This is a genomic window from Candidatus Microbacterium colombiense (assembly GCA_029203165.1).
GTDB classification, from domain to species: domain Bacteria; phylum Actinomycetota; class Actinomycetes; order Actinomycetales; family Microbacteriaceae; genus Microbacterium; species Microbacterium colombiense.
The window spans coordinates 2,273,220-2,287,703 of the sequence record CP119308.1; the positions used below are offsets into that span (position 1 = coordinate 2,273,220).

Sequence of the window (14,484 nt, forward strand, 5' to 3'; positions counted from 1 at the left end):
GCCCTCGTCAGCCCGCACGACCCTATCGAAGGAGCACATCATGAACCATTCACGATCCACGCACCTGCACGCAGTTCTCACAGTCGGTGTGTCCGCACTGCTCGTCATCGTCGCAGCCCCGGCATCGGCCACCGCCGCCGCTCCCGCTCACACGGCCACGGCCACGGCCACCGCGGAACAATCCGGGTGGCTCCGCCTGGGCCATCTCTCCCCCGACACCAAGTCGGTCGACGTCCGCGTCTCAGCAGTGAGCGGCGGATCGACGTTGTTCGAACTCGCCGGGGTCAGCTACGGCGACGTCTCCTCGTACGAGGAGCTTCCCGTCGGGACCTATACCGTCAGCATGGTGCCCGCCGGAGCGACAGGATCCACTGTCCCCGTGATCTCCGAAACCGTCTCCATCGGGGCCGGTACCGCAACGACCGTCGCAGCGTATGGGCCCACCGCAGATCTTCAGGTGCGCTCCTTCGATGACGATCTGACCGAGCCCGCCGCCGGCTCCGCACGTATCCGGCTCATCCAGGCGTCGACCGTCACGCCCGAGGTCGATGTCACCACGGACTCCGGAGACGCGATCGCCGACAAGGCGAGGGCCGGATCGGCGACGGGATACGCGGAGATCCCCGCCGGCGACTGGACCCTCGACCTCACGGGAAAGAACGTCTCCGACACCGCGGACGTGTCTGTCGCTCCCGGCAGCGTGACGACGCTCTTCGTGGTCGACACGTCGAACGGTGGTCTCACCATCCTTCCGATCCTCGACAGCGCATCGGTCGGCGATGTCCCCGACGGCGGTGTCGACACGGGAGGCGGCTTCCTCGCACACGGTGGCGATGACTCACCCGCCCCGGCGAAGCTCCGCGGCGAGGTGCTCTGATGCGTCGCTCCACGCTGGTCGGCATCGCCGCAGGGGCCGTGGTGCTGACGGCAGGCGTCGCGGCGCTCAGTGTCGGTCTGAGCTCCTCTGACCATGCTCCTCCAGCCGCGCGCCCGACGGCCGGGTCAACACCCCTGCCGTCTTCCGACACCCCGGCTCCGGCGTTGGACTCGGCCGAGCTGGCGTCCGCGTTCCTCGATGACTGGGTGGAGGACGGGCGCGTCGTGCGGCATGACGAAGGCGGCGACACCGTCAGCGAGGGTCAAGCGTACGGACTCTTCGCGGCCGTGATCGCCGATGACGAGGAGAGCTTCGATGAGATCTGGGACTGGACGCAGAAAGAACTCCTGCGATCCGACGGCCTGATGGCGTGGCGCTGGGATGACGGATCCGTCGTGGACGATGAACCGGCGTCGGACGCCGACCTCGACGCCGCTCGAGCTCTGGTGATCGCGGGAGACCGCTTCGAACGCGGCGACCTCCGCGACGAAGGGATCGAGTTGGCCGGGGTGATCGCCGATCGCCTGACCGTCATGACCGACCGCGGACGCATTCTCCTGCCCGGGCTGTGGGCGGGGAACGACGACCCCTACGCCTACAACCCCAGCTACGCGTCTCCGGTCGCCTACGACGTGCTCGGAGACGCGACGGGAGACCCGCGTTGGGCGGAGCTGCAGGCCGGAAGCGCCGACGTGACCGCAGAGATCCTCGATGCGACCGCCCTCCCCCCGGACTGGGCGCAGGTCCACTCCGACGGCGTGATCGAGCCGATGCCGGGGCCGCTCGGCGAAGGCGACCCCGTGCAGTACGCCTTCGATGCACCGCGCCTCCTGCTGCGGTACGCCGAATCGTGCACACCGGCCGATGTCGCGCTCGCCTCCCTCCCGCTTCCGACCCTTGACCGTCAGGACGAGATCGCGGCGCGGCTCGACCTGGGTGGGGGTGCGCTGGCCTCGGAGCAGTCCGCACTCGGGTTCACCGCGCGGGCAGCATCCGCTCATGCGTCCGGTGACGACGTCGCAGCGATGACGGATCTGGAGAAGGCCGCGAAGCTCGGGACCGAGTATCCGACGTACTACGGTGCGGCCTGGGTCATGCTCGGCACCGCGATGCTCACCGACGACGCCCTCGGAGGCTGCGGGACGGGGAAGAGCTGATGCCGGGAGCCGGCCGCTTCCGCGGGCTCGCCGCAGCCGTCGCGTTCATCGGAGCACTGGCACTCAGCGGGTGCGGCACCGCCGGTGCAGTGGAGGCGACTGCAACCCCGGCACACGGCCCCAGCGGCTTCTCGGCGGGCGCATTACAGGATCCGGCGGCCCCCGCCCCCGATGTCGCGCAGTCGGAGCCCCTCCGCGTGCAGATCCCCGCCATCGACGTGGACACAACGCTGGAGCATCTCACTCTCGATCCCGACGGCAGACTTGCTGCCCCCGTGGACTTCGATCGCGCCGGGTGGTACGCGGAGGGAGTCGCTCCGGGCGACGTCGGACCGTCGATCATCGCCGGTCATGTGGATTCGCCGTCAGCGCCCGCGGTGTTCGCCGAGATCGACGCACTCGTCGCCGGCGACGACATCCTCGTCACGATGGCGGACGGTTCCGTCCTCACCTTCGTCGTCAGCGGCACGGCGCAATCAGCCAAAGCCGATTTCCCGACGGCCTCCGTCTACAGCAACGTCCCGACACCGGAGCTGCGCCTCATCACCTGTGGCGGCGTCTTCGATTCCTCGACCGGCCACTATCTCGACAACCTCATCGTCTTCGCGGATCTCCGCGGCTGACACGAAAGGACCGCCATGAACGAGACACTCGTCATCATCCCCACCTTCAACGAGATCGAGAACATCGAATCGATCGTCGAGCGCGTCCTGAACTCCGCCGACGCCGACATCCTGATCGTCGACGACTCCTCGCCGGACGGAACGGGCAGGCTCGCGGATGAACTCGCCGTCCGCCACCCACAGGTCAACGTACTGCATCGCACGGAGAAGAACGGCCTGGGAGGGGCATACCTCGCAGGCTTCGCGTGGGGACTTGAGCGGGACTACTGGGCTCTGGTCGAGATGGACGCCGACGGGTCGCATCGCCCGGAAGAGCTGCCCAAGCTGGTGGAGCAGCTCATCGATCACGACCTCGTGCTCGGCTCCCGGTGGGTACCGGGCGGAGAAGTCGTCAACTGGTCGCGCCACCGCCAAGTGCTCAGTCGTGGCGGCAATCTCTACGCACGACTCGCGCTGGGCATCGATGTGCGTGACTCCACGGGCGGATATCGGGTCTTCAGCGCCGCGGCCCTGCGTCGCATCGATCTTCTTCATGTCGCATCGCAGGGATACTGCTTCCAGGTCGACCTGTTGTGGCGTGCGCTCGAGCGGGAGCTGCGGGTGGTCGAAGTGCCGATCACTTTCGTCGAGCGTGTCCACGGGGAGTCGAAGATGAGCGGTGCCATCGTGCTCGAGTCGCTCTCGCTCGTGACCTGGTGGGGGTTGCGCCGCCGCCTGACGTCGATCAGCCGCTTCCTGCGCGGCCGCAAGAAGCTGAGTTCAGTACGGGCGCTGTCGCACCGGATGCTCCCGCCCGTCCGACCTTGATGGTCCGAGGCCGGATCGGGCCTCACGCTGACGGGTTCCGGTTGCGGCCGGGACCCGTCGGCGTTCACCCCGGACACGAAAAAAAACCCCCGGATAACCGGGGGTTTGTCTGTGCGCGATACTGGGATCGAACCAGTGACCTCTTCCGTGTCAGGGAAGCGCGCTACCGCTGCGCCAATCGCGCCTAAAAAGGCTGTTCAGTTGTGTGCGACGAGGTGGCGACGGGATTCGAACCCGTGTAAACGGCTTTGCAGGCCGGTGCCTAGCCGCTCGGCCACGCCACCGTGTGGATTGACCCCACGTGCGGAAGGTCTTCCGAAGAAGACCCTCTGCACTCGAGCGGATGACGAGACTCGAACTCGCGACCCCAACCTTGGCAAGGTTGTGCGCTACCAACTGCGCTACATCCGCATTTCGTTCCCGGTTGTCCCGGGCACTCATGAAACATTAGCCGATGATTCCCCCGTCTCCAAACCAAGCGCGAATCTCGCGCGTGTCTCCCAGACTGGTCAACCGGGGGTCATCACGTCCGGTAGTATCGGTTGTCGACCCCCTGGGTCATGGGCGATTGGCGCAGTTGGTAGCGCGCTTCCTTCACACGGAAGAGGTCATCGGTTCGAGTCCGGTATCGCCCACCACATGAGAGGCCTTCTGTCGCCAGGCAGGAGGCCTCTTCGCTATTCATCGCCGCGCCGCCTCGCTCTCACCGCCGCGCGCTTGGACGCCGATCTTCATCACGCCGCGTCTGGCAGACGAAAGGGAATGTCGGTAGCACCCACTACTTTGAGATCTCCATCCGCCAGACAGGAAAGTTGGATGCCATGAGAGATGTGTCAGCCGGGCGGGATATCGTCAACTCCACGATCATGGAGATTGTCGGCACCCACCCGACCGTCGAGATCCTTCAGCAGCCGGCCGAAGAACTCGCAGACGCCGAGAAGCTCTCTCGTCTCGTGGTCTCCGCAGGTCGCAAGAAGCGGGCGAAGCTTGCCGCAGCCTTCTCTGCGGTCGCTCTCGTCGGGCTGGTCGTCGCCGGACTGCTCGGGTACTTCTGGCTGCTGGACGGCGGCAAGATCGGCTTTCAGGACATCATCCGTGACGGCTCGAACGTGGCGCTGTCGGCTGTCGTGTCGACAACGGTCTCAGCATTGGTCGGGATCGTCTCCGGAGCCATGGCATTCTGGCAGAAAGACCCGACCGATGCCGAGAAGATCAATGGTGCGCGCTTGAGGACCATCTCCACGAGATGGGAGGAACTGCGCCTTCTCGGATTCCCGAAGTCAGAGATGCGTCAGCTCCGCAAGCGCTCCTAGCTGTCTGTAGCCCCGCGTAGCGTCATCCGCATGTCGACGCTCCCTGGCCCCTGCGCCCTGTGCGGCAGCCGTACGGGTACTCGCATCGACGCCGCGTGGGTCTGCGGCACGTGCGGATGGAGGTACGGCGACGTCCCCGACCCGGATCTTCCGCTCCCCCGCGTCGACGTCGTCTACTATCTGCGATTCGACCGACGCGTGAAGATCGGCACGAGCCGCAGGCCCCGCCAGCGTCTCACCCAGATCCGGCACGACGAACTGCTCGCCTTCGAACCGGGCGACCGCACGCTCGAACAGCAGCGCCACCGCGAGTTCGGCAGCGCTCGCGAGGGCGGAGAGTGGTTCACCCTCACATCAGAGGTGGAGGAGCACATCGCGACCCTGCGGCGACGAGGCGAGCCGTGGAACCTCTATGCGCGGTGGTTGAGTGAAGCGATCCGCGGAGCACCCCGATAACACAGGATGCGCCCCTCCCCGTCGGGGAAGAGGCGCATCGAGCTGGTGCGAGGATCAGGCCGTGGCGGCACGATTCCTCGACGGTCCCGGCTGCGGCTGCGAGAACAGCACGACCACGATCACGGCGGCACCGACGACCACGTGCGGCAGCCAGACATTGATCGCCTCGCCCGAGAAGCCGAAGATCCAGGGCGACAGCGCCAGGAACAGGCTCGCGACGATGTCGAAGACGAGGTGGACGGGCATCGGGATGAATCCGAAGGGGCCCCATTCGTACTTCGTGAACAGGCTGTAGACGATCAGGCCGATTCCGAGGACGATCGGGATGATGACGGCGGGGCCGCCCATGCCGGCGAATCCGAAGAGCCAGGGTGCGGCGATCAGAGCGATGCCCACGACGTAGTCGAGCACTCCGTGGACTTTGGTGGGGATGAAACGCATGATTCCTCCTTGTGCTGTGCCGCGGTCACGGCTCATGGATAGTTCGGCACCCGAAGAGAATCGGATTGGCGGAACCTCACAAGAAGGCGTCGTGCTCGTTCGTCAGCCCGCGGTCGTCCAGCCGTAGCGAGACCGAAGTGCGTTCGCGACTGTGTCATATCGACGGCGTTCGAGCGCGGCGGCCTCACGACGGAGCCCGCGCTCGTGCACGCTGTAGAGCTGCTCGATGTCGACCCAGGACTCGCGCCCCTGCGAATCCCACTCACCGGTGCCGATGGACAGGTAGTCCCGGTCACCGTCGTGGGGCTTGCTCGTCATCCGCACCGCGTAGACACGATCCTCCGACTGACGGCCGATCACCAGCACCGGCCGATCCTTGCCGCGACCGTCGTTCTCCTCGTACGGCACCCACGTCCAGATGATCTCCCCGGCATCCGGTGCTCCGTCCCGATCGGGCGCATAGTCGATGCGTAGGGAATCGATGCGATCCGGATCGACCCGCACTGTGGCACTGCCCCCCGGGATTCCGTGATCGGGCGCCTCGTGCGCGGCGGAGACCTCGGGGCGCAGACGCGCGTTCGGGCGCCCCGGACCTGTGGTCCGAGACGCCCGATTCGATCCCAGCGCTTTGAGAAGGATCTCCGCGATCGTGGAGAGGATGCCGTTCGATGAACTCACACGGTCACCCTAACCGCCTCACGCGTCTGCGAGTGCGTATCCCTCTTCGCCGTGGACGACCTGGTCGACACCGGCGATCTCGTCTTCGTTCGTGATCCGGAAGCCGATGGTCTTCTCGATCGCGAAGCCGATGATGAACGCGACGACGAAGGAGTAGATCAGCACGCCGAGCGCGGCGATCACCTGGACGGCAAGCTGACGGGCGTCGCCGCCCACGAACAGGCCGGTGCCGCTGGCGAAGAATCCGAGGTACAGGGTTCCGATGAGACCACCGACGAGGTGGATGCCGACCACGTCGAGCGAGTCGTCGAAGCCGAGGCGGAACTTCAGCTCGATGGCGAGTGCGCAGACGACACCGGCGAGAGCGCCCAGGAGCAGTGCCCAACCGGGTGTCAGGTTGGCGCACGCCGGGGTGATCGCGACGAGACCGGCGACAGCACCCGATGCGGCACCGACTGAGGTCGGCTTCCCGTCCTTGATCTTCTCGACCAGGATCCACCCGAGGATCGCGGCTGCCGTGGCGCCCAGGGTGTTGATGCCGATGAGGCCGACGCCGCCCATGTCCTCGGCGAGCCATTCTGCGCCCGCGTTGAAGCCGAACCAACCGAACCACAGCAGTGCGGCGCCGAGCAGCGTCAGCGGCACGTTGTGCGGCTTGAGGATGCCCTTCTGGAAGCCGATGCGCTTGCCGAGCACGAGAGCCAGCGCCAGCGCTGCGGCACCGGCGTTGATGTGCACCGCGGTACCGCCGGCGTAGTCGATGACGCCGATGCCGCTGTCCTCACCGAACAGCGTGGTGCCGAGGTTCATGATCCAACCGCCGCCCCAGACCCAGGCGGCGACCGGGAAGTAGCCGACAGTCGCGAACACACCGGCGAAGATCAGCCAGCTGCCGAACTTCGCCCGGTCCGCGATCGCGCCGGAGATCAGCGCGACGGTGATGATGGCGAACGTCGCGCCGTAGGCGACGCCGAGCAGTGCCACGTTCGAGCCTTCACCGGCGGCGAGGCTCGCGAGGCCGAAGTCTGCGAAGGGGTTGCCTGCGAAGGCGGTCGGGCTGTCGACGGCGCTCATCGAGAAGCCGAAGAGAATCCACAGCACGGCGACAAGGCCGATCGAGCCGAAGCTCATCATCATCATGCTGACGACGCTCTTCGCCTTGACGAGACCGCCGTAGAAGAAGGCGACGCCGGGCGTCATGAGTAGGACCAACGCTGTCGCGGTGATCGCCCACGAGATGTTGCCGGGAGCATCCATAGGAAAACCTCACATCCGAAGTAATTGAGAGCTTCAGTGTGACCACGCGCGGTTTCGTCAATGCGTGAAGTTTGTTTCTGGGCTGTTACAGCATGGCCTTGCGTGTGAACATCGCGTTACGGCGGGCTTCGCGGTTACGCAGAATGCGTGAGCGCGTTGAGTCGGGAGATGGCGCGCAGATACTTCTTGCGGTAACCGCCGGCCAGCATCTCGTCGGAGAACACGGCGTCGAGGCCGCCCCCAGTCGCCACGATCGGGATCTGCGCGTCGTACACGCGGTCGACGAAGGCGACGAGGCGGAGCGCCTCGGACTGGTCGACGAGTTGGCGCACCCCGCGCAAACCCACCAGATCGACGCCGGTGAGCAGGCGGATGTAGCGGGACGGATGCACCTGCGCGAGGTGGCGGACGAGGTCGTCGAAGGCGTCATCGGATGCCGAACCCGTGTCGGCACGCATAGCGACGGCCCGCGCGTAGGCGTCGTCATCGAGGACGACGGCGTGCCCGTCGAGCGCCCGCTGACGGAAGTCGACGCCGTCGATGCGCAGCGTCTGGAAGCTGTCCGACATGGCGTGGATCTCCCGGAGGAAGTCCTGCGCCGCGAACCGACCCTCGCCCAGCGCGTTCGGCGGGGTGTTCGATGTGGCGGCCAGACGTGTGCCGGTCGGGACGAGTTCGCCCAGCAGACGCGTCATCACCATCGTGTCGCCCGGGTCATCGAGCTCGAATTCGTCGATGCAGAGCAGGTCGGCACCCTTGAGGAGGTCGACGGTGTTCTTGTACCCGAGCGCGCCGACGAGCGCCGTGTACTCGATGAACGACCCGAAGTACTTCCGTCGAGCGGGCATCGCGTGATAGATCGAGGCGAGCAGGTGGGTCTTGCCGACGCCGAACCCTCCATCGAGGTAGACGCCCGGTTTCTGCGCTGGCTCCTTCTTCGCCCTGCTGAACAGACCACCGCGCTTGACCGGCGCTGCGCGCCCGGCGAAGCGCATCAGCGTCTCCTTCGCCTCCTCCTGTGACGGGTAGGCGGCATCGGCACGGTAGCTCTCGAACGTCGCTCCATCGAACTGCGGAGGCGGCACCAGGCTCGCCAGCATCTCGGGACCGCTGACGGTGGGCTGGCGCTCGGTGAGGTGCACGATTCCCGTGCTGCTCGTCGTGTCGGTCATCGCGGTCCTGAATCAGTGCTGGCCTGTGTCGAAGTCTTACGAATCGGGTGCAGGGTGCTCGGCGGGGATCTATCGTCGAAGGGACGGCTCAACACTACGCCGTCCGCCCCTGCACCATCGCCCGCTCACCGGTACGGAGATCCCCATGACCATCGAGTTCGATTCCACTTCGCCCAAGTTCGCCGAGTATTCCGAGCCCGGTCGTCTCGTGACCACCGAGTGGCTCGCCTCCCGCCTCGATACTCCGGGACTCGTCGTCGTCGAGTCCGACGAAGACGTGCTGCTCTATGAGACCGGCCACATCCCGGGTGCGGTGAAGGTGGACTGGCACACCGAGTTGAACGACCCGGTCGTGCGCGACTACGTCGATGGCGAGGGCTTCGCCGAGCTCCTCAGCCGCAAGGGCATCTCCCGCGACGACACCGTCGTGATCTACGGCGACAAGAACAACTGGTGGGCGGCGTACGCGCTGTGGGTGTTCTCGCTGTTCGGCCACGAGGACGTGCGACTGCTCGACGGCGGACGCGATCGCTGGATCTCCGAGGGACGCGAGCTGACGCGTGACGCCACGGTGCGTCCCGCAACCGAGTACCCGATCGTCGAGCGCGACGACTCCGTCATCCGCGCGTACAAGGAAGATGTGCTCAGCCACATCGGCAACCCCCTGATCGACGTGCGCTCTCCGGAGGAGTACAGCGGTGAGCGCACCACGGCCCCCGCGTACCCCGAGGAGGGTACTCTGCGGGCCGGCCACATCCCGACGGCTCAGAGCGTTCCGTGGGCGAAGGCTGTCGCCGAGGATGGCGGATTCCGCTCGCGCGCCGAGCTCGACGCCATCTACCGTGACGGTGCCGGTCTCGCCGATGGCGATGACGTCGTCGCCTACTGCCGCATCGGCGAGCGTTCAAGCCACACGTGGTTCGTGCTCAAGCACCTGCTGGGGTTCGAGAACGTGCGCAACTACGACGGCTCCTGGACCGAATGGGGCAGCGCGGTCCGCGTGCCGATCGTCACCGGCAGCGAGCCCGGATCACTCTGATCGTGTGAGAATGACAGGGATGAGCGCAACCGAAGTCCCTGACATCCTCGCCGAGATCCGCGACGGTTTCCTCGAGACACCGGAGGCCGATCGTCTGCTGCTCCTTCTGGAGTTCGCCGACGAATTACCTCCGGTCTCCGACGAGGTGGCCGACCACCCGGAGATGTGCGAACGCGTGGCCGAGTGCCAATCGCCGGTGTACATCTACGTCGAGGTCATCGACGGTGTCGTGACGATGCACGCCACCGCTCCGCCCGAGGCGCCGACGACCCGAGGGTTCGCGAGCATCCTGGTGCAGGGCATCACAGGGCTCACGCCCGACGAGGTTCTCGCGATCCCCGACGACTATCCGCAGTCCATCGGGCTGACCAAGGCGGTCTCGCCGCTCCGGATCGGCGGGATGACGGGGATGCTCATGAGGGCGAAGAAGCAGGTCACGCAGAAGCGGTGAAGCCCTGCTCTCGCAGCCAGTCCGCGATGGCGCCGTTCCACGCGACCTCATCGTAGTTCCAGAGCTTCGTGTGGCGCGCGACGGTGAAGCGGGGCATCGTCACGAGATCCGGTCGAGCCTCGAGCAGCGCGTGAGAGGCGTCGACGGGGACGAAACCGTCGTCCTCGCTGTGCAGGATCAGGATCGGTGTGCGGAGCTCGGCGGCCCGCGACACCATATCGAGACGGTCGAACGGGATCGCGTCTTCCGCTCCGCTCAGTCGGGCCGTGATCGGGATCGACAGGGCACCCATCGCGAGGTCGGGTAGCGGCGCGTGCATGCCGGCCGCTCTGGCCTGGAAGCGGAGGACGGTTCGCCAATCGACGACCGGGGATTCGAGGATCAGTCCGGAGATCCGATCCCGATTGCCGGAGTTGACCGCAGCCTGCAGAGCGACGGCGCCACCCATCGACCATCCCATCAGGATCACTCGATCAGCGCCGTGGCGGAGGGCGTAAGCGATGCCGGCATCCACGTCGCGCCACTCGGACGCGCCCAGGGAGTACGCACCACCTCGACTGCGCGGCGCCTCCCCGTCGTTCCGATAGGAGACGATCAGTGTCGGCATCCCTGCGGCGTGCAGGACAGGGACGGCGCGAAGGCACTCGGCGCGCATCGCACCGCGCCCGTGCACCTGGATCACCCAGGTCTTCGATTCTCCCGGGAAGAACCACGCAGGGCACGGCCCGGCGGACGAGCCGATCAGCACGTTCTGGCATCCGAGGTGCAGTTCCGCCGGCGACGCGTAGTACCACCCGCTGAAGCGCGCGTCCCGGTCGACCTGGGCTCCCGGCTGCACCTGCGTGAGCAGCTTCCGGCGCACGCTCGTGGCGTCGGCACTGAGCACGGCTCCGAGCTTGACATAGCCGTAGGTTCCCGACGCGAACAGGCCGTAGCGACCCGGCAACTCGGTGTCGAGGGTGCGGTGCAGCTCGATCGTCTGCGCCCCGGTGTCGACGGCCAGGATCACGGTGTCCGTCGCACGGCGCGCCGGTGTGACGACCCTGCGGGCGACACGGAGCACGATGAACGCGAAGACGCCCCCGAGCGCGAGCAGAGCGGGGACAAGGAGTGCAACGGCGTGCCTGAGACTCTTCATCGCCTCCTGACTCTAGCCTGTTGCCGTGACCGAACCCCCCGACGCCGGGTCCCTCTTCGACAGCGCCACCGCTGAACTGCGCGAGACCGCGTTCCGCGACGACATCGTCGTTCGTGAGATCGGCACGCCCCAGGGCCTGGCCCCGTTCTCCCTCGCCCTCGCCGCCGACGTGCGCCCGGGCGACGACGGAGATTCGGTCTACGGCACCGGGCGCTTCGTGCTGCTCCACGATCCGGACGAGCCCGACGCCTGGGGTGGGGCGTGGAGGATCATCATCTTCGCGCAGGCGCCGCTGGAGACGGAGATCGGAACCGACCCGCTGCTCGCCGACGTCACCTGGTCGTGGCTGGTCGATGCACTCGACTCCCGTGACGCGGCCTACCGCGCCGCATCCGGCACCTCGACGAAGACGCTGTCGAAGGGATTCGGCGGGCTCGCCGAGGAAGGCGACGGCGCACAGATAGAATTGCGTGCGTCCTGGACTCCGCAAGGCCCGTTCCGACCACATGTCGAAGCATGGGCCGAGCTGGTCGGAATGCTGGCGGGACTTCCGCCGGGCTCCGAGGGCATCGCCGTGATCGGCGCGCGAAAGGCTGTACGTGACTGAATACTCCGTGATCTCGGATGTCGACGAATTCCGCGCAGCGTGCGCCGTACTTGCCGACGGCACCGGTCCGGTCGCAGTCGACGTGGAACGCGCCTCGGGCTTCCGCTACTCGCAACGCGCCTATCTCGTGCAGGTGTTCCGCCGCGACGCCGGTGTCTTCCTGTTCGACCCGCCGGCGATCGGCGACTTCTCCGCGCTGCAGGAGGCCATCGGCGACATCGAGTGGGTCTTCCATGCCGCCAGTCAGGATCTCCCGTCGCTTCGGGAGCTGGAGCTCGAACCGCCGTCGATCTTCGACACCGAGCTCGCCTCGCGCCTGCTCGGTCACGAGCGGGTCGGGCTCGCAGCCGTCGTCGAGCACACGCTCGGCATCACACTGAAGAAAGAGCACTCGGCAGCAGACTGGTCGACGCGTCCGCTCCCCGACTCGTGGTTGGACTACGCCGCGCTGGACGTGCTGCATCTGGTCGATGTTCGCGATGCGCTCGCAGCCGAACTGATCGAGCAGGACAAGACGTCCTTCGCCGAAGAGGAGTTCGCGGCGACGCTGTCCCGTGCGCCCAAGCCGCCGCGCGAGGATCCCTGGCGACGTCTGAGCGGCCTGCACCAGGTGCGCGGCGCGCGCAATCTGGCGGTCGCCCGCGCGCTCTGGCAGTCCAGGGAGTCATACGCGCAGGAGCAGGACGTCTCCCCCGGTCGACTCGTGCCCGATCGTTCACTGGTCGCAGCGCTCATGGCGAATCCCCAGAGCAAGCAGGCCCTCGCGGCGATCAAGGAGTTCCAGGGGCGCGCGAGCCGCACTCAGCTCGATCGCTGGTGGCAGGCGTTCGTCGATGGACGTGCCACCGAAGAACTCCCGCGCGAACGCGTGCCGAGCGACGCACTCCCGCCGCCGCGTGCGTGGGCGGATCGCAATCCTGAGGCCGACGCTCGTCTGAAGGCCGCTCGCCCCGTCGTCGAGGCGATCGCCGAGGGCTTGTCCATGCCGACCGAGAACCTGCTCACTCCGGAGTTCCTGCGACGCATCGCCTGGGACCTTCCCGGCCAGAGCGCCGCGGAGATCGGCGATGCCCTCGTCGCGCTCGGAGCGCGTCCCTGGCAGATTGAACAGACCGCACAGAAGATCGCGGACGCCTTTGTAGAAGCCGCGCAATCGCCCGACGAGGCCTCCGCGCCCGTTTCGTAGGTTCGATCCAACCGATTCCTCCCGTTTTCGGGGCCTCCATAGACTGAGGCCACCGCACAAACTTGGAGGCAGAGTGGCCGAGATCTCGGACGTCTTCTTCGTCGATGGAGTGCGCACCCCCTTCGGGCGCGCCGGCGAAAAGGGCATGTACTGGAACACCCGCGCTGATGACCTCGCCGTCAAGGCGACCATCGGCCTGTTGGAGCGGAACGCGGCCGTGCCGGCCGACCGCATCGACGACGTCGCGATCGCCGCGACGTCGCAGACCGGGGATCAGGGCCTCACGCTCGGACGCTCCGTGGCGATCCTCGCCGGCCTGCCCCAGACCGTCCCCGGCCTCGCCGTCGAGCGCATGTGCGCCGGCGCGATGACCAGCGTCACCACGATGGGCGCCTCCATCGGCGTCGGGATGTACGACTTCGCGCTCGCCGGCGGTGTCGAGCACATGGGACACCACCCGATCGGTGGCAACGCCGACCCCAACCCGCGTTTCGTCGCGGAGAAGATGGTCGACCCCGGCGCACTCAACATGGGCGTGACCGCAGAGCGCATCTTCGATCGCTTCCCTCACCTCACCAAGGAACGCTCGGACCGCTTCGGCATGCTCAGCCAGCACAAGGTGCAGGCCGCGTATGACGCCGGCAAGATCCAGCCCGATCTGGTGTCGGTCGCGGTCAAGGGTGCCGACGGCGCGTGGGGGCTCGCCTCGGAAGACGAGGGCCGCCGTCCACAGACGACGATGGAAGACCTCGCAGCACTGAAGACGCCGTTCCGTCCCCACGGTCGGGTCACCGCCGGAACGTCCTCGCCCCTCACCGACGGCGCGACGATGTCGCTGCTCGCCGGCGGCGGCGCCGTGAAGGAGTTCGGTCTCGCCCCGAAGATGCGTATGGTGTCGTTCGCGTTCGCCGGCGTGCAGCCGGAGATCATGGGGATCGGCCCGATCCCCTCGACGGAGAAGGCGCTCAAGAAGGCCGGACTGAGCATCAGCGACATCGGGCTGTTCGAGCTGAATGAGGCGTTCGCGATCCAGGTGATCTCACTCCTCGACCACTTCGGAATCGCGGACGACGATCCCCGCGTCAATCAGTGGGGCGGAGCGATCGCCCTCGGCCACCCGCTCGCCGCATCCGGCGTGCGTCTGATGATCCAGCTCGCCGCGCAGTTCGCCGAGCGCCCTGACGTGCGCTACGGCCTCACGGCCATGTGCGTCGGTCTCGGTCAGGGAGGTTCTGTCATCTGGGAGAACCCGCACTACAACGGCAGGAAGAAGAAGTGAGCG

At 66.8% G+C, this 14,484-nt stretch carries 16 protein-coding genes and 4 tRNA genes; 12 read left to right on the forward strand and 8 right to left on the reverse strand.

The features are described 5' to 3' along the window. Positions 1-40: 40 nt before the first annotated feature. The 4 genes from P0Y60_10965 to P0Y60_10980 are packed head-to-tail and all read left to right on the forward strand — an operon-like array spanning position 41 to position 3,464. Positions 41-877, forward strand: a complete 837-nt coding sequence (locus P0Y60_10965) for a DUF4397 domain-containing protein (protein WEK59875.1) — start codon at positions 41-43, stop codon at positions 875-877. After that, positions 877-2,034 (forward strand): glycosyl hydrolase family 8, encoded by a 1,158-nt coding sequence (locus tag P0Y60_10970; GenBank protein WEK59876.1) that lies wholly within the window; start codon positions 877-879, stop codon positions 2,032-2,034. The genes P0Y60_10965 and P0Y60_10970 overlap by 1 nt, the downstream gene beginning before the upstream one ends. Next, a complete protein-coding gene (locus P0Y60_10975; protein WEK59877.1) occupies positions 2,034-2,657 on the forward strand; it encodes a class F sortase in 624 nt (207 codons plus the stop codon). Before P0Y60_10970 ends, P0Y60_10975 begins: the two co-directional genes overlap by 1 nt. Positions 2,658-2,672: 15 nt before the next feature. Further along, positions 2,673-3,464 (forward strand): polyprenol monophosphomannose synthase, encoded by a 792-nt coding sequence (locus P0Y60_10980; protein WEK59878.1) that lies wholly within the window; start codon positions 2,673-2,675, stop codon positions 3,462-3,464. Positions 3,465-3,576: 112 nt separating this feature from the next. Here P0Y60_10980 and P0Y60_10985 read toward each other — a convergent pair. The 3 genes from P0Y60_10985 to P0Y60_10995 all read right to left on the reverse strand — a co-directional run bounded on the left by P0Y60_10985 (position 3,577) and on the right by P0Y60_10995 (position 3,875). Further along, a tRNA-Val gene (locus P0Y60_10985) sits at positions 3,577-3,648 on the reverse strand. 29 nt (positions 3,649-3,677) lie between these two features. Then, positions 3,678-3,748 (reverse strand) — tRNA-Cys (locus P0Y60_10990). A 54-nt stretch (positions 3,749-3,802) separates the two neighbouring features. Beyond that, positions 3,803-3,875 (reverse strand) — tRNA-Gly (locus tag P0Y60_10995). Positions 3,876-4,026: 151 nt separating this feature from the next. Here P0Y60_10995 and P0Y60_11000 point away from each other — a divergent pair. From P0Y60_11000 to P0Y60_11010, 3 genes are all read left to right on the forward strand, one after another. After that, positions 4,027-4,102 (forward strand) — tRNA-Val (locus P0Y60_11000). Positions 4,103-4,285: 183 nt separating this feature from the next. After that, positions 4,286-4,777 (forward strand): hypothetical protein, encoded by a 492-nt coding sequence (locus P0Y60_11005; GenBank protein WEK59879.1) that lies wholly within the window; start codon positions 4,286-4,288, stop codon positions 4,775-4,777. A gap of 30 nt (positions 4,778-4,807) precedes the next feature. Next, positions 4,808-5,233 carry a GIY-YIG nuclease family protein gene (locus tag P0Y60_11010; GenBank protein WEK59880.1) on the forward strand — a complete coding sequence of 142 codons (426 nt, stop codon included), beginning with the start codon at positions 4,808-4,810 and terminating at the stop codon, positions 5,231-5,233. Between the two features lie 54 nt (positions 5,234-5,287). On the opposite strand, the gene P0Y60_11015 is transcribed toward P0Y60_11010, so the two are convergent. From P0Y60_11015 to zapE, 4 genes are all read right to left on the reverse strand, one after another. After that, complete coding sequence (locus P0Y60_11015; protein WEK59881.1) at positions 5,288-5,674, reverse strand: SPW repeat protein; 387 nt, start codon at positions 5,672-5,674, stop codon at positions 5,288-5,290. Positions 5,675-5,776: 102 nt separating this feature from the next. After that, positions 5,777-6,352 (reverse strand): type II toxin-antitoxin system PemK/MazF family toxin, encoded by a 576-nt coding sequence (locus P0Y60_11020; GenBank protein WEK59882.1) that lies wholly within the window; start codon positions 6,350-6,352, stop codon positions 5,777-5,779. A gap of 18 nt (positions 6,353-6,370) precedes the next feature. Beyond that, complete coding sequence (locus P0Y60_11025; protein ID WEK59883.1) at positions 6,371-7,609, reverse strand: ammonium transporter; 1,239 nt, start codon at positions 7,607-7,609, stop codon at positions 6,371-6,373. Between the two features lie 134 nt (positions 7,610-7,743). After that, positions 7,744-8,781, reverse strand: a complete 1,038-nt coding sequence (gene zapE / locus P0Y60_11030; GenBank protein ID WEK59884.1) for a cell division protein ZapE — start codon at positions 8,779-8,781, stop codon at positions 7,744-7,746. 145 nt (positions 8,782-8,926) lie between these two features. Here zapE and P0Y60_11035 point away from each other — a divergent pair, with 145 nt between their 5' ends. Together P0Y60_11035 and P0Y60_11040 are read left to right on the forward strand one after the other, a co-directional pair. Further along, on the forward strand, positions 8,927-9,820 hold the full coding sequence (locus P0Y60_11035) for a sulfurtransferase (GenBank protein ID WEK59885.1): 894 nt from the start codon (positions 8,927-8,929) through the stop codon (positions 9,818-9,820). Positions 9,821-9,839: 19 nt separating this feature from the next. Then, on the forward strand, positions 9,840-10,271 hold the full coding sequence (locus P0Y60_11040) for a SufE family protein (GenBank protein WEK59886.1): 432 nt from the start codon (positions 9,840-9,842) through the stop codon (positions 10,269-10,271). On the opposite strand, the gene P0Y60_11045 is transcribed toward P0Y60_11040, so the two are convergent. Next, positions 10,255-11,409, reverse strand: a complete 1,155-nt coding sequence (locus P0Y60_11045) for an alpha/beta fold hydrolase (GenBank protein WEK59887.1) — start codon at positions 11,407-11,409, stop codon at positions 10,255-10,257. The two genes, P0Y60_11040 and P0Y60_11045, sit on opposite strands and share 17 nt — an antisense overlap. A 25-nt stretch (positions 11,410-11,434) precedes the next feature. Between P0Y60_11045 and P0Y60_11050 the strand changes: the two genes are divergently transcribed. The 3 genes from P0Y60_11050 (at position 11,435) to P0Y60_11060 (ending at position 14,481) form a co-directional block, all read left to right on the forward strand. Beyond that, entirely contained in the window at positions 11,435-12,016 is a 582-nt protein-coding gene (locus tag P0Y60_11050) for a DUF3000 domain-containing protein (protein ID WEK59888.1), read from the forward strand. Beyond that, positions 12,009-13,202 (forward strand): ribonuclease D, encoded by a 1,194-nt coding sequence (locus P0Y60_11055; GenBank protein WEK59889.1) that lies wholly within the window; start codon positions 12,009-12,011, stop codon positions 13,200-13,202. Before P0Y60_11050 ends, P0Y60_11055 begins: the two co-directional genes overlap by 8 nt. Before the next feature lie 73 nt (positions 13,203-13,275). Beyond that, positions 13,276-14,481: a thiolase family protein gene (locus tag P0Y60_11060; GenBank protein ID WEK59890.1), complete on the forward strand. Its 1,206-nt coding sequence runs from the start codon at positions 13,276-13,278 to the stop codon at positions 14,479-14,481. Positions 14,482-14,484 lie beyond the last annotated feature (3 nt).